Raw genomic sequence first — 25456 nt, 5'->3', positions numbered from 1 at the left:
GGCGCGGCCACGGCGTGGACTCAGGGGGTGTGTTCCTTGCGGGCCTGGTCCGCCAGGTGGGTGGGCATGGGGTCGTGGCGGACGAAGTGGCGGCGGAAGGTGCCCGTGCCGGCGGTCATCGAGCGCAGCTCGACGGCGTAGCGCAGCAGTTCGGTGGCCGGCACCTCGGCGCGCACGACGGTCCTGCCCTCGGTGTCCTCGTCGGGTTCGGTGCCGAGCACTCGGCCGCGCCGGCTGGACAGGTCGCCCAGCACCGCGCCCACCGAGCCGTCCGGCACCCGGACTGTCACCTCGTCGATCGGTTCCAGCAACGCCGGCTGGCCCCGCTCGGCGGCGTCGCGCAGCGCCAGCGCGCCGGCGGTCTGGAAGGCCGCGTCGGAGGAGTCGACGCTGTGCGCCTTGCCGTCGACGAGGGTGACCCGCAGGTCCACCACGGGGTGACCGGCGACCAGCCCGCGTTCCAGCTGGGCGCGGACGCCCTTCTCCACGGACGGGATGTAGTGGTGGGGCACCGCGCCGCCGACGATCCGGTCGACGAACTCGAAGCCGGCGCCGCGGGGCAGCGGCTCCACCTCGATGTCGCAGACCGCGTACTGGCCGTGGCCGCCGGACTGCTTGACGTGCCGTCCGTGGCCGGATGCCGGCACGGTGAGCGTCTCGCGCAGCGACACCCTGACCGGTTCGGTGTCCAGCTCGACGCCTCCGGCGCGCAGCCGGTCCAGCACGACGTCGGCGTGCGCCTCGCCCATGCACCAGAGCACCAGCTGGTGGGTCTCCGGGTTGCGCTCCAACCGCAGGGTGGGGTCGCCGGCGACGAGCCGGGCGAGGTTGCGGGCCAGCGCGTCCTCGTCGGCGCGGCTGCGGGCGACGATCGCCACCGGCAGCAGTGGCTCCGGCATCTCCCACGGCGCGATCAGCAGCGGGTCGTCCTTGGCCGAGACGGTGTCCCCGGTCTCCGCGCTGCCCGACTTGGTGATCGCGCAGATGTCGCCTGCCACGCACTGCGACACCTCACGCAGGGTGGCGCCCAGCGGGGTGTAGATGTGCCCGACCCGCTCGTCGGCGTCGTGGTCGGGGTGCCCGCGCTCGGCCATGCCGTGTCCGCAGATGTGCACTGTCTGGTCCGGGCGCAGCGTGCCGGAGAAGACCCGGACCAGCGAGACCCGACCGACGTGGCGGTCGACTGTGGTCTTGACGACCTCGGCCACGAGCGGGCCGTCCGGGTCGCAGGTCAGCGGCGGGCGGGGCGAGCCGTCCACGCCTGTGACGGCCGGAAGCTCGTGCTCCAGCGGTGACGGGAACGCGGCGGTCAGCACCTCCAGCAGCGTGTCCAGACCGACGCCGGTCTCGGCGCAGACCGGCACGACCGGGTAGAAGTGACCCCGGGCGACGGCCTTCTCCAGGTCGTCGATGAGCACCTCGGTGCTGATCTCCTCGCCGTCGAGGTAGCGGTCCATGAGGGTCTCGTCCTCGCTCTCGGCGATGATCCCCTCGATCAGCTCGTTGCGGGACTCGTCGATGGCCCGCTGGTGCTCCGGGTCCGGGTCGCGGACGTCGGCGGGGAGCCCGGCGGAGTAGTCGAAGACCCGTCGGGTGATCAGCCCGAGCAGACCCTCGGTGGAGACACCGTCGTCGCCGAGCATCGGCAGGTACAGGGGCATCACGTTGTCGCCGAAGAGGCGCTGGCAGAGCGCCACCGTCTCGTCGAAGTCGGCGCGGGGCTGGTCCAGTCGGGCCACCGCGACGGCGCGCGGCAGGTCGACAGCCGCGCACTCCTCCCACAGGGCCACCGTGGCGGCGTCCATCCCGCCGGCCGCCGAGACGACGAACAGCGCGGCGTCGGCGGCCCGCAGGCCGGCCCGCAGCTCACCGACGAAGTCGGCGTACCCGGGGGTGTCCAGCAGGTTGACCTTGATGCCGTTGTGCAGCAGCGGCGCGCAGGACAGGCTGACCGAGCGCTGCTGGCGTACGGCCGCGGGGTCGTGGTCACCGACTGTGGTGCCGTCGACGACGCTGCCGGCCCGGCCGATCGTGCCGGTGGCCGCGAGCAGGGCCTCGACAAGCGTCGTCTTGCCCGCCCCGGAGTGCCCGACGAGCACCACGTTGCGAACCCGCGCGGGTTCGGTCACCACAGGCGTGCCGCCCGTGGAGCCCTTCTCCTGACTTTTCTGCGCCATGGGGCGCACCTCCCTCAGCCGGTGGTGGGTGGCGACTGCCGCGCGAGGTGGAAGCGGCCCGGGGCGAGTGCGCGGCAGTATCCTCCGGTGGTCTGCTGCACAACGGGAACGGGACGGGCGGGCGGGTGAGCTGGCTCACCCTCCGGCTCGATCTCACACCCGTTGTCGGGTAGGCACAAGCCTCTCCCGGGCGGGTCGGAGGGGCGGCCGTATCGGCGGACCTGGGCGGACCGTTATCGTGGGGACCGCCATGGCGAAGATCTTCCAAGTGTCGGCCCGCGCGGGGATGACCCGCGTCGTCGAGCCGATTGCCCGTGCCCTTCTGCGCGCGGGCGTCACTCCCAATGCCGTCACCGTCGCGGGCACCGTTGGTGTGCTCGTCGGCGCGCTCGGCTTCGGTGCTCGCGGCCACCTGGTCGCGGGCGCGTTGATCGTAACTTTTTTCGCGCTCACCGACCTGCTCGACGGGACGATGGCCCGGATGAGCGGCGGCTCCACCAGGTTCGGCGCGTTCCTCGACTCGAGCATGGATCGGGTCGCCGACAGCGCGGTCTTCGGCGCGGTCGCGTACTGGCTGGCCACGCGGGGTGACCACTCCGGGGTGGCCGCCGCGCTGATCTGCCTTGCCGCCGGCAGTCTGGTCTCCTACGTGAAGGCGCGTGCCGAGGGGCTCGGCATGACCTGCAACGTGGGCATCGCCGAGCGCACCGAGCGGCTGCTGATCGTCGGGGTCGGCGGGATCCTCACCGGTGTCGGCGTGAAGCCGGCGCTGGAGATCGCGCTCTGGCTGCTCGCCGCCATCTCGATCTTCACGGTGGGGCAGCGGATGGCGCACGTCTACCGCCAGGCCCAGCAACTCCAGCCGGACGGTCAGGCGTGAGCGCGGTCGCCACGCGGCCGGCCCGCCGAACGACCGGCGGCCGGGCCGCGTGAACCTCACCGAGCTTGGCTACGTCGCCGGCTGGCGGGTGGTCCGTGCGCTACCCCGGCCGCTGGTGGCGGCGGCTTTCCGGGCGGGCGCGGACCGCGCCCACCGACGCCCCGGCGGGAGTACGGCCCGACTGCGCGCGAACCTGCGCCGGGTGGTCGGCCCGGAGCTGCCCGAGGCCGAGCTGGACGATCTCGTCAAGCGTGGGCTCCGCTCGTACGCCAGGTACTGGATGGAGGCGTTCCGGCTCCCCGCGTTGAGTCGGGCGCAGATCCTTGCCGGCTTCCGACTCGACGGCGCGGAGTTGCTCGCCGCCGACGTGGCCGCCGGCCGGGGCGCCGTGGTGGCGCTGCCGCACGCCGGTAACTGGGACGCCGCGGGCGCCTGGGTGGCGGCCACCGGCTGGCCGATCACCACTGTCGCGGAGCGGCTCGCGTCGGAGGGGATGTACAAGCGTTTCATGGCCTTCCGGGAGGCCCTGGGGATGGAGATCCTGCCGAACCGCGGCGGGTCACGTCCGGCGTTCGACGTGCTGCTGGACCGGCTACGTGCCGGTGCGGTGGTGCCGTTGCTGGCCGACCGGGACCTCTCCGCCCGGGGGGTGGAGGTCGACTTCTTCGGTGGGAAGACCCGTATGCCGGCCGGACCGGCGCTGCTCGCGCTGCACACCGGAGCGCCGCTGTACGTGGCCTCGATGTGGTACGAGCAGGACGCGGCGTGCGCCTCGCTCAGTGGTCCGCTGCCGGTGCCGGGGCCCGAGACGGGGCCTCTGGACCAGCGTGCCCGGTCGCTGACCCAGCTGATCGCCGACGGTCTGGCGGCGGGTATCGCCCGGCATCCGGAAGACTGGCACATGTTGCAGCGGATGTGGCTGGACCAGCGTGGCGCGGGGGGCGCGGAGTTGTCGGCACCGGCCCCGGGCCGGTCCTGAAGGGGGTGGCTGACGCGTGCGGATCGGCATCGTCTGCCCGTACTCCTTCGACGTTCCCGGCGGGGTGCAGAACCACGTCATGGACCTCGCGGAGGCGCTGATCACCCTCGGGCACGAGGTAAGCGTGCTCGCGCCCGCCGACGAGGACTCCCCGCTGCCGGCGTACGTGGTGTCCGCCGGCCGGGCGGTGCCGCTGCCGTACAACGGGTCGGTGGCCCGGATCGCGTTCGGCCCGGTCTCCACGGCCCGGGTCCGGCGCTGGCTCACCAACGGTGACTTCGACGTGCTGCACGTGCACGAGCCGCTGACGTTGAGCCTGTCGCTGCTGGCGGTGCTCTCCGCACGGGGGCCGGTGGTGGCCACGTTCCACACGGCGATGACCCGTTCGCGGGTGCTGGCCGCCGCGCAGGGCGTGCTGCAGATCGTGTTGGAGCGGATCACCGCCCGGATCGCGGTGAGCGCGCTGGCCCGGAAGGTGCAGGTCGAGCACATGGACGGCGGCGCGGTGGAGATCCCCAACGGGGTGGCGGTGGCGAAGTTCGCGGACGCCGAGCCGCTGCCGGACTGGCCGGGGGAGTGCGGGCCGGGCGTCGGCGGCACGCTGGGCTTCCTGGGGCGCTTCACGGAGGCGCGCAAGGGCTTCCCGGTGCTGCGGGACGCCTTCGTGGCGCTGGCGGCGACCCGCCCGGGGCTGCGGCTGCTGGTCGCCGGACCGGGCGACCCGGACGACCTGTACGACCAGTTCCCGGCCGCGCTGCGGGAGCGGGTGACGTTCCTCGGTCTGGTCTCCGAGGCGGACAAGGCCCGGATGCTGCGCAGCGTGCACCTGTACGTGGCGCCGAACACCGGCGGCGAGTCGTTCGGGATGATCCTCACCGAGGCGCTGGCCGCCGGGACCACTGTCGTGGCGAGTGACCTGGACGCGTTCCGCCGGGTGCTGGACGGCGGACGGGCGGGGCGGCTGTTCCCGACCGGGGACGCGGTGGGGCTGCGCGACGCCCTGTCCGAGCTGCTCGACGATCCGGCCGGGCGGGTTGCGCTGAGCGCCTGCGGCGATCAGGTGGTGGCGAATTTCGACTGGCCGGTGGTTGCGCGGCGTGTTCTGGAGGTATACGCAGCGGCGATCGAGGCGACCGACGGGCGGGTCATCGACCAGGAGTGGGTGGGGCTGGGCTGATCCGGGGGACGGATGGTGCGGCTGGTGACGCCGGTGACCGGCGCGGGCGCGCGCAACGGAGGAGAAACGGAGCAGCACTACGATGCCGCACATGTGGTGGGTGGTGGCCGCGAGTGTGCTCGTGGGGGTGCTTGCGGCGTACCTCATCTGGACCGCCGGCCGGGTCGAGCGGCTGCAGGGCCGCGCGGAGCTGGCGGCGCGGGCCCTCGACGCCCACCTGCTGCGCCGGGCGGCGGCCGCCGCGGTCCTGGCGGAGCGGCGTTTCGGGGTCGAGCTGTACGCGGCGGCCCGGATCGCGCTTGACGCTCCGCCACAGGAGCGGGAGGCGGCCGAGAACGACCTGACCTGGCAGTTGCGCTCGGTACGGCTGGACCCGGCCGATCCGGACTGCACGGCTGTCATCGCGGCGAGCCGCCGTCTCGCGCTGTCCCGACAGGTGCACACCGACCTGGTTCGCGACGCCCGCTCGGCACGTAGTCGTCCGCTGGTGCGGGTGTTGCGGATGGGGCGGGGCCGGGAGTGGCCGCGCTACTTCGACATCGACGACCCGACGCTCGTCGTGCCGGCGGACGTCCCGGCCGGCTGACCGAACTGGCCGGCGCAAGCTGACCGGCGGGGCCGGCGCAAGCTGACCGGCGGGGCCGGCGCGGGCTGAACGGCGGGGCCGGCGCGGCGGTGAGCAGGGCCACAGTGCAGGCCACCGGGGGTCTGATTGGCTGTCGGCGCGGCGTTGAGTAGTGCGTAGCATTTTCGCTGCCACCCTCACCGCACGTCCAAGGAGCGATGACCCGTGTCCGAAAACACCGCCTCGACCACCGGCACCGCCCCCGTCGTCGGCACGGCCCGCGTGAAGCGGGGCATGGCCGAGATGCTCAAGGGCGGCGTGATCATGGACGTCGTCAACGCCGAGCAGGCCAAGATCGCCGAGGACGCCGGCGCGGTCGCGGTGATGGCCCTGGAGCGGGTGCCCGCCGACATCCGCGCGCAGGGCGGGGTGTCCCGGATGAGCGACCCCGACATGATCGACGGGATCATCGAGGCGGTGTCCATCCCGGTGATGGCCAAGGCCCGGATCGGGCACTTCGTGGAGGCGCGGATCCTCCAGTCGCTCGGCGTGGACTATGTCGACGAGTCCGAGGTGCTGACCCCGGCCGACTACGCGAACCACATCGACAAGTGGGCCTTCACGGTGCCCTTCGTCTGTGGCGCGACAAACCTGGGCGAGGCGCTGCGCCGGATCACCGAGGGCGCGGCCATGATCCGCTCCAAGGGCGAGGCGGGCACCGGTGACGTCTCCAACGCCACCACCCACATGCGCAGGATTCGTCAGGAGATCGCCCGGCTGGCCTCGCTGCCGGCCGACGAGCTGTACGTCGCGGCCAAGGAGCTGCAGGCCCCGTACGAGCTGGTCAAGGAGGTCGCCGAGAGCGGCAAGCTGCCCGTGGTGCTGTTCACCGCCGGCGGGATCGCCACGCCCGCCGACGCGGCGATGATGATGCAGCTCGGCGCGGAGGGCGTCTTCGTCGGCTCCGGCATCTTCAAGGCCGGCAACCCGGCTCAGCGGGCCGCCGCGATCGTCAAGGCCACCACCTTCCACGACGACCCGGACGTGCTGGCGAAGGTCTCCCGGGGTCTGGGTGAGGCGATGGTCGGCATCAACGTCGACGAGATCCCGCAGCCGCACCGCCTGGCCGAGCGCGGTTGGTGAGCATGAACCGCCCCACCATCGGTGTGCTCGCGCTTCAGGGTGACGTCCGGGAGCACGTGGCGGCGCTGGCCGCGGCGGGCGCGGATGCCCGCCCGGTGCGCCGCCCGAGCGAGCTGGACGCGGTCGACGGGTTGGTGCTCCCGGGGGGCGAGTCCACCACCATCAGCAAGCTCGCCGACATCTTCGAGATGCGCGAGCCGATCGACAAGCGGATCGCCGACGGCATGCCGGTCTACGGCTCCTGCGCCGGCATGATCATGCTGGCCACCGAGGTGCTGGACGGCCGGGCCGACCAGCGTGGCTTCGCAGGCATCGAGATGACGGTACGGCGTAACGCGTTCGGCCGGCAGGTCGACTCGTTCGAGGCGCCGGTGGAGATCGCCGGTGTGCCGGGGGAGCCGTTCCACGCGGTGTTCATCCGCGCGCCGTGGGTCGAGCGCGTCGGCGCGGCCGTCCAGGTGATCGGGAAGGTGACCGGCGGCCCGGCCGCCGAGCGGATCGTGGCGGTGCGCCAGGGCAACCTGCTGGCCACCTCGTTCCACCCGGAGCTGACAGGTGACCTGCGCGTACACGCGTACTTCGTGGAGCTGGTGCGGGCCGCCTGAGCGGCGGACGCGGGCGGAAGGGCATGGATCCCGGCCCCCGATCGTTGGTCCTGGGCGGGCCCTGCGCCGTTTCGGCGCCCCGGGCAGGTCCCGGGTGTGACATGGCGCGGCGTGACCTCGGTAAGATTGCCGCGGTTCGGCAGGGCCGTCGCCCGGCGCGGCACTTCCCGCGGGGCCGACCGGCCGCCGGATCGCCGGATGCGGCGCGGAATCGGTGCGGCAGTCGACGCAGGCGTGCAATGACAGACGGAGGTAGAAGATGTCCGGCCACTCAAAGTGGGCGACGACCAAGCACAAGAAGGCCGTCATCGACGCCAAGCGCGGCAAGATGTTCGCCAAGCTGATCAAGAACGTCGAGGTGGCCGCGCGCACCGGCGGCGGCGACCCGTCCGGTAACCCGACGCTTTTCGACGCCATCCAGAAGGCGAAGAAGAGCTCCGTTCCCAACGACAACATCGACCGCGCGGTCAAGCGCGGCTCCGGCCTGGAGGCCGGCGGCGCCGACTGGCAGACCATCATGTACGAGGGCTACGGCCCCAACGGCGTGGCGATGCTCATCGAGTGCCTCACCGACAACCGCAACCGGGCCGCGACCGAGGTGCGCACCGCCCTCACCCGCAACGGCGGCTCGCTTGCCGACGCCGGCTCGGTGTCGTACATGTTCTCCCGCAAGGGCGTGGTGATCGTGCCCAAGGAGGGCACCAGCGAGGACGACGTCATGATGGCGGTCCTCGACGCCGGTGCCGAGGAGGTCAACGACCTCGGTGAGGCGTACGAGGTGGTCTCCGAGCCGACCGACCTGATTCCGGTGCGGACCGCGCTGCAGGACGCCGGCATCGAGTACGAGTCGGCCGAGTCCTCCCTCGTGCCCAGCATGAACGTGCCGCTTGACGAAGAGGGCGCCCGCAAGATCTTCAAGCTGATCGACGTCCTGGAGGACTGCGACGACGTGCAGAACGTCTACGCGAACTTCGACGTCAGCGACGACGTGATGGCAGCCGTCGACGCCTGAGGTCCGGGCCGTCCGGCCCGTTCAGCGTGATCCACACCAGGTCGCCGATGTGGGGGTGTCCGCGCGAGCGGTTGCCCCCACATCGGCGACCTGACGTGTGTCAGCGTGCCCTCGATCGTGGCGGGACCACCGGTGCCACCGGCCGTAGTCCGGCGGGCCGCACGAAGATCGACCGGCGGGCGATCGCGTCCAGTCTCGGCCCCACCTCGTAGCCGTCGAGCCAGACCCACCCGTCATAGATTGGCCGGTCGAGAACGCGGATGACGCGGAACAGGATCGGCCGGCTGAACTGGATACGCGCCGCGCGGGTGACCTGAAAGAGGTCACCCGCCCGCACGGTCGCCGGACTTCCGGTCGCGCCACGCCCTGAGCACCAACGCGTGATCGACTCGATCACGCGCGCCGTCGTCGAGCGGCCGTGACCGGGCCGTACGCTTCCTCGGGGACGAACGAGGAGGTTCCGGGGAGATGGTGGGACGCCGATTCGCGTTGGGTGACGTGGTCGTCCGGCGCGAGATCCTGCGGGGCGAGGTCTGGTTCGGCTGCCCGACGATCTGCGTCGAGGACTCGTCCGACCTGCTCGCCCTGTACCTCCCGCCGGGGGCGGAGTTCGGCTTCCCCACCGACGGCGAATTCCCCTGTGGGCGGCACCCGTGGGAGACGGCAGGTCACCGCTCCTGGTCGGGGCACGGCAAGTTGATGCTGCACCGGCCGGGCGAGGCGCACTCGGTGGACGTGTTCTGGACGGGCCCGCAGCGCGACTTCGCCGGCTGGTACTTCAACCTGCAGGATCCGCTGCGGCGTACCCCGATCGGGGTGGACACGCTTGACCACGAGCTGGACCTGTGGTGGGGCGCGGACGACGACAGGTACGTCTGGAAGGACGTCGAGATGTTCGCCAAGCGCCTGGTCGAGGGGCGCTACCCGGGCATGGCGGACGCGATCCGCGGCGAGGGTGACCGGATCGCCGCCCTGCTCGACGCGGGGCAGCGCTGGTGGGACCCGGCGTGGGCGCGGTGGCAACCCGACCCGGCCTGGCCGGCGCCCCGGCTGCCCGCCGGCTGGGCCGCGGTGCCCGCCCGCTGACGACGAGCGGCGGCCGTGCGGGCCGTGCCGGGCGGTGCGGGCCGTGGCACGTGTGACCGGCGGGGCGTCAGCCCTCCGGCACCGCGTCGACGAGGAACACCTGGTCGGGTTGACCTGTGCACGGCTCGGCCGCCGCTTCGGCCGGCACCTCGCTGGCGTCGTCCTGGATGCCCACGCACAGGTCGCTGTCCGACGGGCGGAGACGGTACGCGTCCGGCGCCGCCCCGGTCGGTTCGAAGCGGAACAGCTGCTCGGCGGTGTCGGCGCTGCACTTGTTCCGGGGCTCGATCAGGTTGCGGCCGGGATCGCCCTGCCGGACGGTGAGGCAGCCCGCCCCGTGCACCGGATGCTCCCACTTCACGAAGTAGAGGTAATCGGCGACCGGCACCAGGTACGTCTCCGGTGGGGTGGCGCCGGCGCAGGGGCGCTGCACCGCGACCGCATCTTTGTAGCCGCCGCTGCGGTCGCGCCCCTCGCTGATGCAGAGCTGCGGGGCTTGGGCGGGACGGATCCGGCTCCGGCCACCGGCCGGCGGCGTGCCGGTGCCACTGGCCGAGGCGCTGCCACCCGGCGTGGCCGTCGAGGTGGCGGCCGGCTTCTCCGCCGTCCGTTGTTCGTCGTCGTCGGGCCACAGGAACCAGGTGCCGAACGCGGCCAGCACGGCGACGGCGACGAACGCCGCCAGCGGCGCGGGTCGGGCGAACCACCACGACCGTGCCTCGTCGGGGCCGCCTGTCAACACGTCGCCCGCGCTCGTCGGCGGCGCGGTCGCGAACGCAGCGGGCGCGGCGTACCCGCCGGCGGCGAGCCGGTCCCGTGCCCGCAGCCACTCGTCGACCTGGTCGCCCGCGCCGCAGGCGCGTACGAACGCCGCCAGCACCTCGGGGCGCGGCAGGGTGGACCGGCGCAGGACGTCGGCGGCGGTGCTGCGGGCCAGCACGTCGCCGGCCGCGACGGCGTGTTGTTCCAGTTGCCGGAACGTCAGCCGGGACCGGTCCTTCAGGTGGCGCAGCAGGTCGACGAACTCGGCCGGGTCGGCCGCCTCGCCCGGTCGTAGATCCCCCGTGGTCATCATCTGATTCTCCCGACCCCACGCCCCCCGGTGCAAGGCACCGTGCGGCGTCTGTCCGAGATGGTCGGACAAGACCCGGACAGAAGGCCCTGAGCTGCTCGGACACTGCGGCGCCCCGACCAGGGCATTGTCTCCGACCACCCGGTTATCTAGCGTTTTTCCCAACGGCCGCGCCACTGACCGGCGTACCGGTGGACGGGCTCCGGCCGGCGCCGGTCCGGGCCTGACCACATCGACGACGCGGGGGATCCGATGATTGACGCTGCCCGGGATCGGGTGCCGCAGGTGACCACGGCGGGGGAGTTCGTGGTGTCACTTCGGGACGTACGACGACGCTCCGGCCTGACGTACCGGGAGATCTCGCGCCGGGCCTCGGCGGCCGGGCACTGGCTGCCTCCGAGCACCCTCGCCACGATGCTGGGGCGGAACACCCTGCCCCGTGAGCGGACAGTCGTGGCGTTGCTCGCCGCCTGCGGCACTCCGGCAGCGGACATCGAGCGGTGGGTCGGCCTGCGCCGCGAGGTCGAGGCCCGGCTCAGCGAGCCGGCGCGCCGGGAGGACGAGCCGACGCCACCCGACCCGACGTCTGCCGAGCCGGACGGCACACGTCGGACACCTGCTGACAGGCGTCGGGTGGCCCGACCGGCACGTCGACGGCTGCGGATGGGGGCGCTCGCCCTGGTCGGCGCGTTGACGGTCGGGGCGCTGCTGCCGCGTGGTGAGGCCACGACGTCCGCGTCGGGCACCGCCTGCCCGCTCGTCCTCCGCCAGGGCATGTACGGCCCCTGTGTGCTGGATCTGCAGGAGCGTCTGGTCGACAGCGGGTTGCAGGTCCCCGTGGACGGTTGGTTCGGCCCGGACACGACCAGCCGGGTGATCGCCTTCCAGGCGATGGCCGGCCTGTCGGTGAGCGGCACTGTGGACCAGGCGGTCCTCGACGCCCTGTCAGGTGACCCGGTGCTGCCGGTCAGGTGGCCGGAGAACCGCGTCAGCGTCTCCCTGCGGGAGACCTTCGCCCAGGACCCGGCCGAGGCGGTGCGGCTTGCGCGGTGCCTGTCCGGGTTGGACCCGCTGCGGGTGGAGGTGATGGCCGACGGGTCGCGCCGCTGGGGTCTGTTCCAGTTCAGCGACATGGAGCTGTCGAGGCGCGGCGTCGACCGTCGGACCGCCCTGGACGCGGGCTGGAACATCGCCGCGGCGCGGGACGTCTGGTCGCGTACCGGCGACTTCGGTCACTGGCACTGCCCGCCGTCACCCTGATCGGACGCCGCTCCCCGCCCAGGTCGGCAGACCGGGCGGGGAGCCCCCTTCAGGCCGGCGGACGACTCACGGTCGCAGCCGGGTGGCGAAGACGTACGCGCCGACGGAATTGCCTGTGGCCATGCCGGCCACCGCGTCGAAGCGGTAGTGCACGCCCAGGTAGATCCGGCTGAGCGCGTTCTCCCAGGCGGCCTCGTCGAAGCCGCTCATGTGTCGGACGACCCCCCGGGCGTGCGGGTCGTCGGTGGTGGCGTCGAAGGCGATGGCGTTGGTGCCGAAGAAGCCCTTCATCACCGCCGCCCAGGCGCCGGCGAAGGTGGCGTGCCCGGAGATGTACGCGGGGAAGGCAGGTGAGAACGAGACCCCGGCCTCATCCTGCGACAGCGGCTGCCAACCGTTGCCGATGGCGGTCTCCGGCCGCCACAGATCGATAGTCGTCAGGTACTTGGCGTCCCAGGCGGCGATCGCGGCGTCGGCGAGGGCCAGGGCGACGAGGCCGAACAGGCGGGCGTTGGCAAGGATGCCGAGTTTCCGCTGCTCCGACACGATCCGGGTGTGCGCGAAGAGTTGGCCCGGTGGTCGGTAGGTCACGGGCAGGTCGTTGGCCCAGAAGAACGCGATCTGCGTCTGTTCCGTGGTGCGCTGCGACGACGTCTTGCCGCCCAGGGTGCGGACCTCCTCGACCTGCTCGCGGTATTCGTTCCTGGCGAGCAGGTCCGCGTAGTCGGACGCGCCGGCCGGCAGGCCGGGTCGGAACTGGTCGCCCGCCGTCAACGCGAACGGGGTGACGCGCCCCCAGTTCGGGCTGACCGCGGGCTTTTGGTCGGTAGGCCGCCAGGAGCCGTCGACCCCGTCCAACGTGTATCCGCCGGTGGTGCTGGAGCCGTCGTTGGCACGGGCCTGGAGGTTCGCGGCGGCGGCCGCGGCGCCGACCGTCTCGCCGCGCGCGACCTCCGCGCTGTTCACGCCGGACGGTCGCCGCGTCACGGCCGTGCCGTAGGCAGCCACGAAGGTCGTGCGCCGGCTCGGGTACAGGGTGCTCAACACGTCGAAGGCCGCCTTGTCGATGGCCGCGTGCAGCGACGGTGCCACGACGTCGTCGAGCGTGCCCGGATAGCTGACCGGCACCCGCACCCGGTAGGGGTTGCCGACGCCGGTGACCGACACGGCGGCGTCCTGCATCGCCGCGTGCAGGATGGCCGCGTGGCGGGACAGCTCGGTCGGTGGCAGGTCCATCCCCTTGAAGGCGCCCAGCAGGATGCCGTTCCAGTAGAGGATCGGGTCGGTGGCCGGGTCGATGGCCAGTGGGGTGAGCGAGATGTTGTCCAACCGCACCGTCGACGCGGCATGGTTGCCGAAGTGGAACAGCAGCACCGCCTTCGGATCGCCGAACGGCGACGTGAAGTCGAAGGTGAAGCGGCGCATCGTGGAGGTGAGCGCGACGGACTGGTCGAAGGCCGAGGTGAAGGGCGTGTCCGCCCGGGAGACCGAGACGCGTACGTCGCGGCTGACGTCGGCGGAGGCGTCGAACTGCAGGCGGTACGGCTGGGCGGCGGTCACCCCGAACTCGAAGTGTCCGACCAGGTCCTCCCACACGTCGGCGCCGACCGTCGCGCTGGTGCGGATGCGGAGTTGCCCGGCGTTGACAGTGGTGCTGGTCGAGGCGAGTCGGGTCCACCAGGGCGCGGTGCTGCCGTTGTCGAACGTGCCGTTGAGGATCAGGTTGCCCGCCGCGGCGTGGACCGGCGCGGAGCGGACGAGGGTGGTGAGCGTGCTGGTGAGCACTACCGCCAGCACCACGCTGAGCAGACGCCGCAGGCGTCCTGCGGTGCCGGAGCGCAGCCTGTCGATCGGTGGGGTCATGGAGAGCCTTTCCGGTCCGGAGCAGGCGACGACCAGGTCGTTGCCGTGAGGATCGGCTCACCGTAGGAGTGTTTTCCCTGTTCACAGCCACCGAACGGGCGTTCGGGCCGGTGCCGTACTGGCCGGGACGGCGACGGGCGTCGGCGTCCGCTCAGGACACCGACGTCAGTCGTGGGCGTCGCCGGTCAGCCGATGCTCTCCCGCTCCCGCCAGGCGGCGCGCAGCGAGGTCCGGCCGTTGGTCCGCAGCAGCGATCCCTCGTAGACGCGGGCCCCGGCGGCCAGGAAGGCGCCGGCGGCGGCCAGCAGGATGACCAGCGACACGATCGGCTCCCAGCCGGCCGCGTCGCCGGTGAACAGCCGCAGCGGCATGGCGGTGGGCGACGACAACGGCAGGTACGACAGCACCCGCATCGCCGTCGCGTTGTCGTTCAGGAAGATCACCGCGCCGAACGGCAGCATGATGGCGAGCTGTACAGGTGTCGACACGCCGGCGATGTCCTCCTGGCGGTTGACCAGGGCGCCGGCCGCCGCCCACATCGCGGCCAGCAGCACGAAGCCGAGCAGGAAGAACGGCACGAACCAGCCGATCGCCGGTGCGAGCAGGGTGAGCAGGTCCACGCTGTCGCCGATCCGCATGCCGACGACGGCCACGAGACCGATCAACACGATCTGCCCGAGCGCCAGGATGCCGCCGGCGATCACCTTGCCGGCCAGCAGCGCCCGTACCGGCACGGCCGCGACCAGGATCTCCACGATCCGGGTCTGCTTCTCCTCGGTGACGCTCTGCGCGATCTGCAGGCCGAAGGTCTGCGAGGTGATGAAGAAGACGAACGCGAACACGAACGGCACCAGGAACGCCACCACCGGGTCGACCGCGTCCGGATCGAGCAGGCGCACCGGAGGCGCGGTGCTCAACGCCCGGACCACCTCGTCGGGGGCCTCGTCCATGGCGAGCACCGCCGGGCCACTGACGACCGCGGCGTCCACGTCGCCGTCGCGAACGGCCTGCTCGGCGGCACTGTCGTCGGCAACCACCCGGACGTCGAGCCCGGCGGCGCGCAGCGGGCCGGCCGCGTCCTGGGTGACGGCCACGCTCTTCGGGCCGCCGGAGAGCAGCGGCGGCAGGATGGTACCGGCGGCGGCGAGCACCAGGAAGAAGAGCGTGCCGAACAGGAAGGTACGGTCGCGGAGCTTGACCCGGATCTCGCGTTCGGCGACAAGCCTGGTGGCCTGGGTGACGTTCACTGGGTGACCTCTCGGAAGATCTCGGTGAGCGAGGGGCTGACCGGGCGGAAGGCGCGAACCGGGCCGTGGGCGAGGGCCGCGTGCAGGACGGGCTGCTCGTCGGCGCCGACCGGCAGGTCGAAGACCGCCCGCGCGCCGTCCAGCTCGACCAGGGTGACCCCGGGCTGGTCGCGCACCCAGCCGGCGTCGGTCCCCACCACCAGCTCGAACCGCGGCGAGGTGTACGAGTCGCGCAGCTGCTGGCGGCTGCCGGCGGCCCGGATCACCCCGTCGTTGATGATCACCAGGTCGTCGCAGAGGCGCTCCACCACGTCGAGCTGGTGGCTGGAGAACAGCACCGGCACTCCGGCGGCGGCGCGTTCCCGCAACACGGCGACGACCGTGTCGACGGCCAACGGATCGAGGCCGGAGAACGGCTCGTCGAGCACCAGCACCTCGGGGTCGTGCACCAGCGCGGCGGCGATCTGGGCCCGTTGCTGGTTGCCCAGCGACAGCGTCTCCAGCAGATCGTCGCCGCGATCGCCGAGCCCGACCCGCTCCAGCAACGCGTCCGTGGCGCGCCGGGCGGCGGGGGCGTCCAGGCCGTGCAACCGACCCAGGTAGGTGACCTGCTCCCGCGTGGTCATCTTCGGGTACAGGCCCCGCTCCTCCGGCATGTAGCCGAAGCGGCGCCGGTCCTGCCTGGTGAGAGTCGCGCCGCCCCAGGTCACCTCGCCGGCGTCGGGGGCGAGCACACCCAGGATGATCCGCATGGTGGTGGTCTTGCCGGCGCCGTTGGCGCCGACGAAGCCTGTCATCCGGCCTGCCGCCACCTCGAAGGACACGTTCTTGAGCACCTGCCGGTCGCCGAAGCTGCGGTCGACGCCGTCCAGGCGAAGCGTTCTGGTCACGCGTACACGCTAGATCGAGCGTGTCGTCCCGGCGATCCCGGCGGGCTCGTCGCGCTGTGCCCCGGTCATCCGGGAACGATGCCCCGTCGTCCGCCGCGTCCGCTATCCGGACGGACCTGCGGTGACAGCGCGCCGACGTGCGGCTGCCCGACGCGGTGTCCGCGCCGGGCCGCCGTCTGACGGGTTCGCTCAGGTCGCCTGGCGGCGGGTCTTGAGGGCCGTGTCGACCAGGTCCCACACCAGCACCACGGCGGCGCCCAGCGCGATGAGGGCGTTGAGGAGGCCGCGGTTGTCCGCGTCCGCCAGCCAGGTCAGCCGCTCGCCCAGGGCCGGATTGAGCAGCGCGTCGGAGAGGGCCAGCCACATCAGCGGCACCGTGAACGCCAGGTTGAGCAGCGCCTTCACCGCGAACAGCGGCCAGGTCCAGCGCCCGATCCGGTACTTGACGATCTCGAACACCACGTCGGCGACCAGGACGACGATCAGCGCCGGCAGCCAGAACGACCAGAGCGCCGGGTCGAGCAGGGGGATGTTGTCGCCGTCGGTGGTGTGCACCCAGGACTGGTAGTGCTGGAACGGCAGGTAGCCGATGGTCACCACAAGCATCACCACCGACGCGATGGTGTCGACGAGCGAGATGCCGCGGTGCGCGGGGACGTCGGGCAGCTCGTCGACGTTCCACTCGGGCAGGTCGGCGGTGGGCTGGGCCCGCTCGATGAGGACGAAGGTCAGGGTGAGCCAGAAGCTGATGTGCACGGCCACGTGCAGGGCGACGACGAGGCCCGGTCCGATGGCGCCGAAGCCCCTGCCCTCGGCGACCGCGACGACCGCGACGACAGTGCCGGCGAGCGCCGGGATGAAGCTGAGCAGCAGCTTCAGCAGCCGCAGCCAGACCAGGTAGTACGTCGGGCCGATGAGCTGGAGCCGGCGGTCGGCGTAGCGGGCGGCCAGCTCGTCGGGGTTGCCCAGCTCGGTGAGCACCTCTCGCTCGGCGGCCGCCGTGTCCTCGCCGCCCCCGGTCCGGTCCTCGATCATGTCCTCGATCGAGGCGCGCAGCTCGGTGGCGATCTCGTCGCGACGTTGCGCGGGCACCGAGCGCAGGGTGGCGGCAAGGTAGCGGTCGGTCAGGGTGTTCATCGGTCCACTCCTTGGATCAGCCCGGTGATGGAGGTCTGTACGGCGGCGAGGTCGTCGAGGAGCCGGTTCAGCATCGACTCGCCCTCGTCGCTGGTCCGGTAGAACTTGCGCGGCCGGCTCTCCTCGGTGTTCCACTCGCTGGTCAGCAGGCCCTGGTCCTCCAGGCGGCGCAGCAGTGGGTAGAGCGTGTTGGCGTCGACCGGGAAGCCGTGGTCGGTGAGCCGTTGCAGCAGTGCGTAGCCGTAGTCCGGTCGGCGGAGCGCAACCAGGCTGGCCACCACGACGGTGCCTCGACGCAGCTCCTGGAGGTGCGTCCGTAGAACATCCTCGCTAACCATGTGTCACACTATACTGTGTGCCACACAGTGTTGTCCACTACGACATCATCGTGTCCGCCCAGCCTCTGTCCGGTCCGGTACGCGCCGCGGGGCGCCCGGCAGACGCCGGACGCCCCGCGGCCGGGCCGAATCAGCAGGCCGCGCCCTGGCGGAAGTTCAGCTCGACGAAGCTGGCCGGCCCGACCTGGAAGTAGCCCACGCCCGGCCGGATCGGGTGGCCGGTGAACAACTCCACCCGCGACCCGACGCGAACCAGGTACGCCTCGGCGTTCCCCGCGTCGTTGCGGATCAGCGACCCGCGCGTGCCGTAGATCGCCTCCAACTCGGCGAAGGACATGCCGACCTGGGCCCCGGCCGGCGACTGTGGCGGTGCGGTGGCCGTACCGACCTCCACGAGTCGACCGTCGCGGAAGGCGAGGAGGAGAACACCGGCCCAGGAACCGGTCACGCCGGCGTGCACCACCCCGTCGCAACCCGGGGCGGTCCAGTCGATGCGGCCGGCTGCGGTGAGCGCGGCCAGGCTGGCGCCGATCCGGTAGACGCCGGCGCCGCCGACGCTGAGGACCTGCGGGTGGCTGTGCCCGACGGCGGTGGCGAGCGGACCGCCCGCCGAGGCGGACGTGGCGCCGCCGACAAGCGGCGCCGCCGCTGCCGGTCCCGCGGTGGTCACCGCGACGAGCGTGCTGAGCGTCAGCGCGGTGGCGGTGCGGAGGATCGAGGGACGGTTCATGGTGTGCTCCTTCGGCGATGGGTCTCCTGCCCTGTTAGTCACCGCGCAGGGGTCAGCGGTTCGTCGGGTTCCCGACCGGCCCGGTCTACTGTGCAGAGACCGTCCTGGCCGGGGGTGACACGGTGACGGCTCCGCAGCGGATCGGGCCCTACGCCATCGAGCGACTGCTGGGCGTCGGCTCGTTCGCGACGGTCTGGTTGGGCTACGACGCGGTGCTCGACGCGCGTGTGGCGATCAAGGTGCTGGCCGAGAACTGGAGCCACGACCTGCGGGTCCGGGAACGTTTCCTCGACGAGGCCCGGCTGTTGCGCCGCCTGGAGCACGAGCGGCTGATCCGGGTGCACACCGTCGGTGAGTTGCCCGACGGCCGGCCGTACGCGGTCCTGGCCTGGGCGGACGGGGGCAGCCTGCGGGACCGCCTCGCCGCCGGCGACCTTCCCGCGCCGAGCGCGCTGCGGCTGCTGGGCGAGATCTGCGCCGGGGTCGCCGTGCTGCACCGGCACGGCGTCGTGCACCGTGACCTCACGCCGGGCAACGTCCTGTTCCGCTCCGCAGGCCCGGACGACCCCGACGCCGAACAGGTGCTGATCGCCGACCTCGGCCTCGCCAAGGCGCTCGCCACCGCCTCGGGGCTGACCGCGCGGGCCGGCACCCCCGGTTACATGGCCCCCGAGCAGGACGACCCGGGCGCCGTGGTCGACACCCGCGCCGACGTGTACGGGCTCGGCCGGCTCGGCATCCGGCTGCTGGCCGCCGATCCGCCGGACGCGCACCCGCCCCGGCCCGGTCCGCCCCCGGACCTTCGACTCCGCGCGAACGTGCCACCGGCGGTGGCGGCGGTGCTCGCGCGGGCGACGGCGTACGACCCGGCCGACCGCTATCCCGACGCCGCAGCCCTGCGGGCCGCGCTGACCCGGGCGATCGACCCGATGGTACGGCCCGTCGCGCCCACCCGGGCACCAGGAGCACGGTCGCCGTCGCCTCGGCCGGGGGCCCGCCGCCCGTACCGCTTGCGGCTGGCCGGGGCCGCTGTCGTGGCCGTCGTCGCGGTGGGTGGGGTGGGCGCCGAACCGGGTGGCACGGGGTCGGGTCGACCCGGGGACGGCACGTACACGACAGGGCCGCTGACCGTGGCGCTGCCGCCGGGCTGGTCCGCCACGGGGGCCACCTGGGCCGGGCAGTACGACGCCGACGGCGATCCGGAACCGGCGCTGGTGATGTCCCCGCAGCCCCGGCGCTGGGCCGCCGATCCCCGCCTGCCCGGCGCGTTCGTCGGCCTCTCCGCCACCACGGCGGCGCGCACCACCCCGGCCGGGTTCCTGGCCGAGCGCACGCATGGGGACTGCGCCCCCGCCCCGGCACGCACCACCAGGCAGGCGGGCGTCGAGTGGACTGTGGTGACGTACCGCTGCGACCGGGGCCGGCCGAGCATCGTCGAGTCGGCGGGCCTGCATCCCGCCCGACGAGCCCTGGTGTACGTGCAGATCGCCCCGCCTGCGGACAGCGGGCAAGACTTCGTGGACACCCTGCTCGGCGGAGTGCGCCTGCGGTAGGTGCGGCTGAACGCGCCCGGCGGCGACCCCTGGGGTGTGAAGCTGTCACCGTGGCGCAGGAGGCGAGCCGATGACGGGCGGCACGCGTCGAGCGCCGATCCGCACGCCGAAGCGGTTGCCGTTGTCCCACGTCGTCGGCGTCGTCGTGACGATCGCTCTCGCCCCGGTCGCGCCGCACCTGTCCGGCCTGGCGGTGAGCGTCGCCGCCGGTCTGGTGCTGCTGGGGGTCGCCGCCGCCGAGTTCCTCCGGGCCCGGCGCCGACCCACCGGCTAGCGGACCACCACGGTGATGGTGTGCTCCCGACCCTCCTGGGGGATCGTCACGGCGACGGTGCCCGTGCGGACGAAGCGGATGTCCACCACGCCCGCCTCGTACTGCTGGGAGACCAGCTCCGGGCGGTCCACGGTGACGAGCCCGGGCCCGATGCCCTGAATCCGTAGCACCGCGCCGGTGGCGAAGCAGAGCGATGTCAGCAGCTCGACCTCGGTCTCGGCGAGCGGCAGGTCGTAGCGGACCGCGCCCTGACAGGCCGGGGTCGCGGCTGTCGGCGGGGGAGTCGTGCGGGGCGTACCCCTTGTTGTGGCTGGTCGGGGCGGCGCCGCGCCCGGCGGCTCGCTTGTCGGCGGCGGCGGTCGGGCCGGCGACCCGGTGGGCGCGGGCGTCGCCGGGGCCGCGACGATCGCGGACGGTGTCGGCGCGGAACGGGTCGGGCCGGGCGGTTGGACGGGCAGTGGCGCGACGGCGTCGGCGCCGCAGGCGGCCACCCCCACGGTGGCAGTGAGGACGACGACGAGCCGGCGGAACGACGCCCGGCTCATTCCGCGCCGAGCCGCTGCCGGACCTGCCGCCGGGCCAGGTGCAACCGGGACTTCACAGTGCCCACGGGGACGTCGAGCAGGGCCGCGATCTCGGGGTAGCTCAGCCCGAGGACGTCGCGCAGGGCCACCACCTCGGCGTGGTCGGGGTGGACCGAGTCGAACGCGTCGAGCAGGTCGAGGCGGGTGCCCGCGACGACGCTTGTCCGTCGCGGGTCGGCCCGGTCGGGCAGCGGTACGCCGCCGGCCTCCAGCCGACAGCGGCGGCGCAGGGTGCGATAGGTCGAGCGGGCCCGGTTGGCGGTCAGCCGGTGCAGCCACGTGCGGAACGACGAGCGTCCCTCGAACCGGGTGATGCCGCCGGCCAGGGCCAGGAGCGTGTCCTGGCAGGCTTCCTCGGCGTCCTCCCGGCTGGGCAGGAACCGGGCGCACAGCCGCAGCACCTCCGGGCGCACCGCGACCAGCAGGGCGTCCAGCGCCGTGGGGTCACCCTGCGCGGCGCGGCGGGCCAGGGCGTCGAGGTCGTCCGGAGCAGGCATGCCGGGTGTCCAATGCTCGCCGGTGCCGATCCTCAAGCGTACGGCCGTCGGCGCTGCCCGACCCTCCTCCGGTCCGTCACCCGACCCGCGCTACTCGAACCGGGAGACGTCCCCCGCGCCGTGGCGCAGGATCTCCGGCTCGGGCCCGGACAGGTCGATCACCGTCGTCGGCTCCTTGCCGCAGTCACCGGCGTCGAGCACCGCGTCGAGCTGGTGGTCGAGCCGTTCCTTGATCTCCCAGCCCTGGGTCATCGGCTCGTCCTCGCCGGGCAGCGCCAGGGTGCTCGACACCAGCGGCTCGCCCAACTCGGCCAGCAGCGCCTGGGTCACTGTGTGCCGGGGTACGCGCACACCGACTGTGCGCTTGCGCGGGTGCAGCATCCGGCGCGGCACCTCCCTGGTGGCCGGCAGGATGAACGTGTAGCTGCCCGGCGTGGACGCCTTCACCAGCCGGAAGACCGCGTTGTTGATCTGCACGAACTGGCCGAGCTGGGCGAAGTCCCGGCAGACCAGGGTGAAGTGGTGCCTGTCGTCGAGGCGGCGGATCTGGCGGATCCGGTCCAGGCCGTCCTGGTTGCCCAACTGGATGCCGAACGCGTAGCAGGAGTCCGTCGGGTACGCGACGAGCCCGCCACCGCGGATCAGGTCGGCGACCTGGCCGATGATCCGGGGCTGCGGGTTCTCCGGGTGTACGTCGTAGTACCTCGCCATGCGCAAGAGCCTATGCCTGTCGGGATGCGATCAGGAGACGGACGCCACCCTCGGCGCGGACGGTGGAGCCACCGAGATCACCTCGGTAGGGTAGGTCCCGGTCGGCTCCGACCACCTAGATCCACACCGCCGGGGGGCGCCAGGCATGGCCGATTCGTTCGCGCATCTGCACGTGCACACGGAATACTCGATGCTCGACGGAGCGGCCCGGCTGAAGGACCTGTTCGCCGAGGCCAACCGGTTGGGCATGCCGGCGGTGGCGATCACCGACCACGGCAACATGCACGGCGCGAACGACTTCTACAACCAGGCGATGGCCGCCGGGATCACCCCGATCCTGGGCGTCGAGGCGTACGTGGCGCCGGAGTCGCGCTATCACAAGGCGCGGGTCAAGTGGGGTCGGCCGGAGCAGAAGAGCGACGACGTCTCCGGTAACGGCGCGATCACCCACAAGACCATGTGGGCGAAGAACGCGCAGGGCCTGAAGAACCTGTTCACGCTCAACTCGCGGGCGTCCATGGAGGGGCACTACGTCAAGTGGCCCCGGATGGACATGGAGCTGATCGCCGAGCACGCCGAGGGGATCATGGCGACCACCGGCTGCCCGTCCGGCGCGGTGCAGACCCGGCTGCGGCTGGGCCAGTTCGACGAGGCGCTCAAGGTCGCCGCGAGCTACCAGGACATCTTCGGCAAGGACAACTACTTCCTGGAGATCATGGATCACGGCCTCTCCATCGAGAGCCGGGTCCGTGAGGGGCTCACCGAGATCGCCCGCAAGCTCGACATTCCGCCGGTGGTCACCAACGACTCGCACTACACCCACGAGGCGCAGGCCACCGCCCACGACGTGCTGCTCTGCGTACAGACCGGCAGCAACATCGACGACCCGAACCGGTTCCGTTTCGAGGGCGGCGGCTACTTCGTCAAGAGCGCCGACCAGATGCGCGCGGTGGACTCGTCGGAGCTGTGGCAGCAGGGTTGCCGCAACACCCTGCTGGTGGCCGAGAAGGTCGACCCGAAGGGCATGTTCGAGTTCCACAACCTGATGCCGCGCTTCCCGGTGCCCGAGGGCGAGACCGAGGAGTCCTGGTTCCGCAAGGAGACATTCGTCGGGCTGGGCCGCCGCTACCCGAACGGCATCCCCGAGGGGCACGTCGTCCAGGCCGAGTACGAGCTGGGCGTCATCAACCAGATGGGCTTCCCGTCGTACTTCCTCGTGGTCGCCGACTTCATCCAGTGGGCGAAGAACCAGGGCATCGCCGTGGGGCCGGGTCGTGGCTCGGCCGCCGGCTCGCTCGTCGCGTACGCGTTGGGCATCACCGACCTGGACCCGATCCTGCACGGGCTGATCTTCGAGCGGTTCCTCAACCCCGAGCGCGTCTCGATGCCTGATGTCGACATCGACTTCGACGAGCGTCGGCGCGGTGAGGTGATCAAGTACGTCACCGACAAGTGGGGTGAGGACAAGGTCGCCCAGATCGCGACCTTCGGCACGATCAAGGCGAAGGCCGCGATCAAGGACTCGGCCCGGGTGCTGGGCTTCCCGTACGCGGTGGGCGACCGGATCACCAAGGCGATGCCGCCGGCCGTGATGGGCAAGGACATCCCGCTCACCGGCATCTTCGACCCGAAGCACCCCCGCTACGCTGAGGCCGGCGAGATCCGCGGCCTGTACGACTCCGACCCGGACGTCCGCAAGGTGATCGACACGGCCAAGGGCATCGAGGGGCTGATCCGGCAGACAGGTGTGCACGCCGCCGGCGTCATCATGTCCGCCGAGCCGATCATCGAGCACATCCCGTTGATGCGCCGCGACGCCGACGGGGCGATCATCACGCAGTTCGACTACCCGACCTGCGAGTCGCTCGGGCTGCTGAAGATGGACTTCCTCGGCCTGCGCAACCTGACGATCATCGACGACGCGGTCAAGAACATCGAGCTGAACCACGGCCTCAAGCTCGACCTGCTGGGCCTGCCGCTTAACGACAAGGCCGCGTACGAGTTGCTGGCCAGGGGTGACACCCTGGGCGTGTTCCAGCTCGACGGCGGGCCGATGCGGTCGCTGCTGCGGTTGATGAAGCCGGACAACTTCGAGGACATCTCCGCCGTCCTGGCGCTGTACCGGCCCGGCCCGATGGGCGTCGACTCGCACACCAACTACGCGCTGCGCAAGAACGGCCTCCAGGAGATCACGCCGATCCACCCGGAGCTGGAGGAGCCGCTGCGGGAGATCCTGGCACCCACCCACGGCCTGATCGTGTACCAGGAGCAGGTGCAGCGCGCCGCGCAGATCCTCGCCGGCTACACGCTCGGTCAGGCGGACCTGCTGCGCCGGGCGATGGGTAAGAAGAAGAAGGAGATCCTCGACAAGGAGTTCATCCCGTTCCGGGACGGCTGCCGCGAGCGCGGCTACTCCGACGAGGCGATCCAGGCCGTGTGGGACGTCCTGGTGCCCTTCGCCGGGTACGCCTTCAACAAGGCGCACTCCGCCGCGTACGGCCTGGTCTCCTACTGGACCGCGTACCTCAAGGCGCACTACCCGGCCGAGTACATGGCCGGGCTGCTCACGTCCGTCGGTGACGACAAGGACAAGATGGCGCTGTACCTGTCCGAGTGCCGCCGGATGCGCATCCAGGTGCTGCCGCCGGACGTGAACACGTCGGCCGGGCCGTTCACCCCGGTCGGCAAGGACATCCGCTTCGGCCTGGCGGCCGTCCGCAACGTCGGCGCGAACGTGGTCGCCTCGATCATGCGGTGCCGCCAGGAGAAGGGGGACTACGCCGACTTCTACGACTTCCTGTCCAAGGTGGACGCGGTGGTCTGCAACAAGAAGACAATCGAATCGCTGATCAAGGCCGGGGCGTTCGACTCGTTGAAGCACCCCCGCAAGGGTCTGCTCGCGGTGCACGCCGACGCCATCGACGCGTACGCCGACGTCAAGCGCAAGGAGGCGGTCGGCCAGTACGACCTCTTCGGCGCCGGCTTCGGCGACGCCGACACCGGCAGCACGACTGTGATGCCCGTCATCAGCGAGAGCGAGTGGGACAAGCGCGACAAGCTGGCCTTCGAGCGCGAGATGCTCGGCCTGTACGTCTCCGACCACCCGCTGTTCGGCCTGGAGCACATCCTCGGCGCGGCGGCCGACACCACAATCGCCTCCCTGGCCGAGGAGGGCGCGGTCCCCGACGGGGCTGTCGTCACCCTCGCCGGCATCCTCTCCGGGGTGCAGCGGCGGGTCACCAAGCAGGGGCGGGCCTGGGCCTCGGCCACCCTGGAGGACCTGGCCGGTGGGGTGGAGACGCTGTTCTTCCCCAACACCTACGAGGTGATCGGGCAGTACATCGCCGAGGACGCCATCGTGGTCGTCAAGGGCCGCGTGGATCGCCGCGACGACACCCCACGGATCATGGCGATGGACATGTCCATGCCGGACGTCAGCACCAGCGCCACCAACAAGCCGGTCACTCTGACCATCCCGGTGCACAGGTGCACGCCACCGCTCGTGGAACGGCTCAAGGAGACCCTGGTGCTGCACCCCGGCGACACCGAGGTGCACATCAAGCTGCTCAACGGCGGGCGTACCACCACCCTGCGGCTGGGCCCGTTCCGGGTGGCGGCGACGACCGCGCTGATGGGTGACCTGAAGAGCGTCCTCGGCCCGGCCAACGTGAGCTGA

General features: G+C 71.9%; 24 protein-coding genes. 12 read left to right on the top strand and 12 right to left on the bottom strand.

Going from position 1 to position 25456, the window contains the following annotated elements:
• Positions 1 to 20: 20 nt before the first annotated feature.
• Positions 21 to 2177 (bottom strand): elongation factor G-like protein EF-G2, encoded by a 2157-nt coding sequence (locus OOJ91_RS28985; RefSeq protein WP_266250026.1) that lies wholly within the window; start codon positions 2175 to 2177, stop codon positions 21 to 23.
• A 250-nt stretch (positions 2178 to 2427) separates the two neighbouring features.
• Here OOJ91_RS28985 and pgsA point away from each other — a divergent pair, with 250 nt between their 5' ends.
• The 7 genes from pgsA (at position 2428) to OOJ91_RS28950 (ending at position 8538) form a co-directional block, all read left to right on the top strand.
• On the top strand, positions 2428 to 3057 hold the full coding sequence (gene pgsA / locus OOJ91_RS28980; protein WP_266250025.1) for a phosphatidylinositol phosphate synthase: 630 nt from the start codon (positions 2428 to 2430) through the stop codon (positions 3055 to 3057).
• A gap of 49 nt (positions 3058 to 3106) precedes the next feature.
• Entirely contained in the window at positions 3107 to 4036 is a 930-nt protein-coding gene (locus tag OOJ91_RS28975) for a phosphatidylinositol mannoside acyltransferase (RefSeq protein WP_266250024.1), read from the top strand.
• A 16-nt stretch (positions 4037 to 4052) separates the two neighbouring features.
• Complete coding sequence (locus tag OOJ91_RS28970) at positions 4053 to 5213, top strand: glycosyltransferase family 4 protein (RefSeq protein WP_266250023.1); 1161 nt, start codon at positions 4053 to 4055, stop codon at positions 5211 to 5213.
• Positions 5214 to 5295: 82 nt separating this feature from the next.
• Positions 5296 to 5799 (top strand): hypothetical protein, encoded by a 504-nt coding sequence (locus OOJ91_RS28965; protein ID WP_266250022.1) that lies wholly within the window; start codon positions 5296 to 5298, stop codon positions 5797 to 5799.
• Between the two features lie 204 nt (positions 5800 to 6003).
• Complete coding sequence (gene pdxS / locus OOJ91_RS28960) at positions 6004 to 6921, top strand: pyridoxal 5'-phosphate synthase lyase subunit PdxS (protein ID WP_266250021.1); 918 nt, start codon at positions 6004 to 6006, stop codon at positions 6919 to 6921.
• A 2-nt stretch (positions 6922 to 6923) separates the two neighbouring features.
• Entirely contained in the window at positions 6924 to 7526 is a 603-nt protein-coding gene (gene pdxT, locus OOJ91_RS28955) for a pyridoxal 5'-phosphate synthase glutaminase subunit PdxT (protein WP_266250020.1), read from the top strand.
• A gap of 259 nt (positions 7527 to 7785) precedes the next feature.
• Positions 7786 to 8538, top strand: a complete 753-nt coding sequence (locus tag OOJ91_RS28950) for a YebC/PmpR family DNA-binding transcriptional regulator (RefSeq protein WP_007458175.1) — start codon at positions 7786 to 7788, stop codon at positions 8536 to 8538.
• 100 nt (positions 8539 to 8638) lie between these two features.
• Here the strand turns inward: OOJ91_RS28950 and OOJ91_RS28945 are convergent, their stop codons facing one another.
• Positions 8639 to 8875: a hypothetical protein gene (locus OOJ91_RS28945; RefSeq protein ID WP_266251460.1), complete on the bottom strand. Its 237-nt coding sequence runs from the start codon at positions 8873 to 8875 to the stop codon at positions 8639 to 8641.
• Positions 8876 to 9006: 131 nt separating this feature from the next.
• Between OOJ91_RS28945 and OOJ91_RS28940 the strand changes: the two genes are divergently transcribed.
• A complete protein-coding gene (locus OOJ91_RS28940) occupies positions 9007 to 9624 on the top strand; it encodes a DUF402 domain-containing protein (protein ID WP_266250019.1) in 618 nt (205 codons plus the stop codon).
• A gap of 67 nt (positions 9625 to 9691) precedes the next feature.
• Here the strand turns inward: OOJ91_RS28940 and OOJ91_RS28935 are convergent, their stop codons facing one another.
• Positions 9692 to 10696: an RICIN domain-containing protein gene (locus OOJ91_RS28935; protein WP_266250018.1), complete on the bottom strand. Its 1005-nt coding sequence runs from the start codon at positions 10694 to 10696 to the stop codon at positions 9692 to 9694.
• A gap of 252 nt (positions 10697 to 10948) precedes the next feature.
• Between OOJ91_RS28935 and OOJ91_RS28930 the strand changes: the two genes are divergently transcribed.
• Complete coding sequence (locus OOJ91_RS28930) at positions 10949 to 11956, top strand: peptidoglycan-binding protein (protein ID WP_266250017.1); 1008 nt, start codon at positions 10949 to 10951, stop codon at positions 11954 to 11956.
• A gap of 66 nt (positions 11957 to 12022) precedes the next feature.
• On the opposite strand, the gene OOJ91_RS28925 is transcribed toward OOJ91_RS28930, so the two are convergent.
• From OOJ91_RS28925 to OOJ91_RS28900, 6 genes are all read right to left on the bottom strand, one after another.
• Positions 12023 to 13819, bottom strand: a complete 1797-nt coding sequence (locus OOJ91_RS28925; protein ID WP_266250016.1) for a carbohydrate binding domain-containing protein — start codon at positions 13817 to 13819, stop codon at positions 12023 to 12025.
• 185 nt (positions 13820 to 14004) lie between these two features.
• Positions 14005 to 15066 (bottom strand): ABC transporter permease, encoded by a 1062-nt coding sequence (locus OOJ91_RS28920; protein WP_266250015.1) that lies wholly within the window; start codon positions 15064 to 15066, stop codon positions 14005 to 14007.
• Positions 15063 to 15956, bottom strand: coding sequence for an ABC transporter ATP-binding protein (locus OOJ91_RS28915; protein WP_266250014.1), 894 nt, complete (start codon positions 15954 to 15956; stop codon positions 15063 to 15065). The genes OOJ91_RS28920 and OOJ91_RS28915 overlap by 4 nt, the downstream gene beginning before the upstream one ends.
• Positions 15957 to 16145: 189 nt before the next feature.
• Positions 16146 to 17093 (bottom strand): permease prefix domain 1-containing protein, encoded by a 948-nt coding sequence (locus tag OOJ91_RS28910; RefSeq protein WP_266250013.1) that lies wholly within the window; start codon positions 17091 to 17093, stop codon positions 16146 to 16148.
• Complete coding sequence (locus OOJ91_RS28905; RefSeq protein WP_007458189.1) at positions 17090 to 17431, bottom strand: PadR family transcriptional regulator; 342 nt, start codon at positions 17429 to 17431, stop codon at positions 17090 to 17092. The genes OOJ91_RS28910 and OOJ91_RS28905 overlap by 4 nt, the downstream gene beginning before the upstream one ends.
• 130 nt (positions 17432 to 17561) lie before the next feature.
• Positions 17562 to 18161 (bottom strand): hypothetical protein, encoded by a 600-nt coding sequence (locus tag OOJ91_RS28900; RefSeq protein ID WP_266250012.1) that lies wholly within the window; start codon positions 18159 to 18161, stop codon positions 17562 to 17564.
• Positions 18162 to 18283: 122 nt separating this feature from the next.
• On the opposite strand from OOJ91_RS28900, the gene OOJ91_RS28895 reads away from it, so the two are divergent.
• Both OOJ91_RS28895 and OOJ91_RS28890 read left to right on the top strand, forming a co-directional pair.
• Positions 18284 to 19714 (top strand): serine/threonine-protein kinase, encoded by a 1431-nt coding sequence (locus OOJ91_RS28895; protein WP_266250011.1) that lies wholly within the window; start codon positions 18284 to 18286, stop codon positions 19712 to 19714.
• A 70-nt stretch (positions 19715 to 19784) separates the two neighbouring features.
• On the top strand, positions 19785 to 19988 hold the full coding sequence (locus tag OOJ91_RS28890; protein WP_266250010.1) for a hypothetical protein: 204 nt from the start codon (positions 19785 to 19787) through the stop codon (positions 19986 to 19988).
• On the opposite strand, the gene OOJ91_RS28885 is transcribed toward OOJ91_RS28890, so the two are convergent.
• The 3 genes from OOJ91_RS28885 to OOJ91_RS28875 all read right to left on the bottom strand — a co-directional run bounded on the left by OOJ91_RS28885 (position 19985) and on the right by OOJ91_RS28875 (position 21780).
• Entirely contained in the window at positions 19985 to 20533 is a 549-nt protein-coding gene (locus tag OOJ91_RS28885; RefSeq protein WP_266250009.1) for a hypothetical protein, read from the bottom strand. The two genes, OOJ91_RS28890 and OOJ91_RS28885, sit on opposite strands and share 4 nt — an antisense overlap.
• Positions 20530 to 21069, bottom strand: a complete 540-nt coding sequence (locus OOJ91_RS28880; RefSeq protein WP_266250008.1) for an RNA polymerase sigma factor — start codon at positions 21067 to 21069, stop codon at positions 20530 to 20532. Before OOJ91_RS28880 ends, OOJ91_RS28885 begins: the two co-directional genes overlap by 4 nt.
• A gap of 90 nt (positions 21070 to 21159) precedes the next feature.
• A complete protein-coding gene (locus OOJ91_RS28875; RefSeq protein ID WP_266250007.1) occupies positions 21160 to 21780 on the bottom strand; it encodes an L-threonylcarbamoyladenylate synthase in 621 nt (206 codons plus the stop codon).
• Positions 21781 to 21925: 145 nt separating this feature from the next.
• On the opposite strand from OOJ91_RS28875, the gene dnaE reads away from it, so the two are divergent.
• The gene (gene dnaE, locus OOJ91_RS28870; protein WP_266250006.1) at positions 21926 to 25456 is read left to right on the top strand and encodes a DNA polymerase III subunit alpha; all 3531 of its coding nucleotides are present in this window, start codon (positions 21926 to 21928) and stop codon (positions 25454 to 25456) included.

This window comes from Micromonospora lupini (genome assembly GCF_026342015.1).
Lineage (GTDB): Bacteria > Actinomycetota > Actinomycetes > Mycobacteriales > Micromonosporaceae > Micromonospora > Micromonospora lupini_B.
Note: the sequence above shows the minus strand (reverse complement) of the source record. Positions and strands in the feature narration are given on the sequence as shown.

Bases quoted from the DNA above. Each gene is read 5' to 3' on its own strand.
- OOJ91_RS28985 (WP_266250026.1), bottom strand. From the start codon at position 2,177: ATGGCGCAGAAAAGTCAGGAGAAGGGCTCCACGGGCGGCACGCCTGTG.
- pgsA (WP_266250025.1), top strand. From the start codon at position 2,428: ATGGCGAAGATCTTCCAAGTGTCGGCCCGCGCGGGGATGACCCGCGTC.
- OOJ91_RS28965 (WP_266250022.1), top strand. From the start codon at position 5,296: ATGCCGCACATGTGGTGGGTGGTGGCCGCGAGTGTGCTCGTGGGGGTG.
- pdxT (WP_266250020.1), top strand. From the start codon at position 6,924: ATGAACCGCCCCACCATCGGTGTGCTCGCGCTTCAGGGTGACGTCCGG.
- OOJ91_RS28950 (WP_007458175.1), top strand. From the start codon at position 7,786: ATGTCCGGCCACTCAAAGTGGGCGACGACCAAGCACAAGAAGGCCGTC.
- OOJ91_RS28940 (WP_266250019.1), top strand. From the start codon at position 9,007: ATGGTGGGACGCCGATTCGCGTTGGGTGACGTGGTCGTCCGGCGCGAG.
- OOJ91_RS28935 (WP_266250018.1), bottom strand. From the start codon at position 10,696: ATGACCACGGGGGATCTACGACCGGGCGAGGCGGCCGACCCGGCCGAG.
- OOJ91_RS28930 (WP_266250017.1), top strand. From the start codon at position 10,949: ATGATTGACGCTGCCCGGGATCGGGTGCCGCAGGTGACCACGGCGGGG.
- OOJ91_RS28925 (WP_266250016.1), bottom strand. From the start codon at position 13,819: ATGACCCCACCGATCGACAGGCTGCGCTCCGGCACCGCAGGACGCCTG.
- OOJ91_RS28910 (WP_266250013.1), bottom strand. From the start codon at position 17,093: ATGAACACCCTGACCGACCGCTACCTTGCCGCCACCCTGCGCTCGGTG.
- OOJ91_RS28905 (WP_007458189.1), bottom strand. From the start codon at position 17,431: ATGGTTAGCGAGGATGTTCTACGGACGCACCTCCAGGAGCTGCGTCGA.
- OOJ91_RS28900 (WP_266250012.1), bottom strand. From the start codon at position 18,161: ATGAACCGTCCCTCGATCCTCCGCACCGCCACCGCGCTGACGCTCAGC.
- OOJ91_RS28890 (WP_266250010.1), top strand. From the start codon at position 19,785: ATGACGGGCGGCACGCGTCGAGCGCCGATCCGCACGCCGAAGCGGTTG.
- OOJ91_RS28885 (WP_266250009.1), bottom strand. From the start codon at position 20,533: ATGAGCCGGGCGTCGTTCCGCCGGCTCGTCGTCGTCCTCACTGCCACC.
- OOJ91_RS28880 (WP_266250008.1), bottom strand. From the start codon at position 21,069: ATGCCTGCTCCGGACGACCTCGACGCCCTGGCCCGCCGCGCCGCGCAG.
- OOJ91_RS28875 (WP_266250007.1), bottom strand. From the start codon at position 21,780: ATGGCGAGGTACTACGACGTACACCCGGAGAACCCGCAGCCCCGGATC.
- dnaE (WP_266250006.1), top strand. From the start codon at position 21,926: ATGGCCGATTCGTTCGCGCATCTGCACGTGCACACGGAATACTCGATG.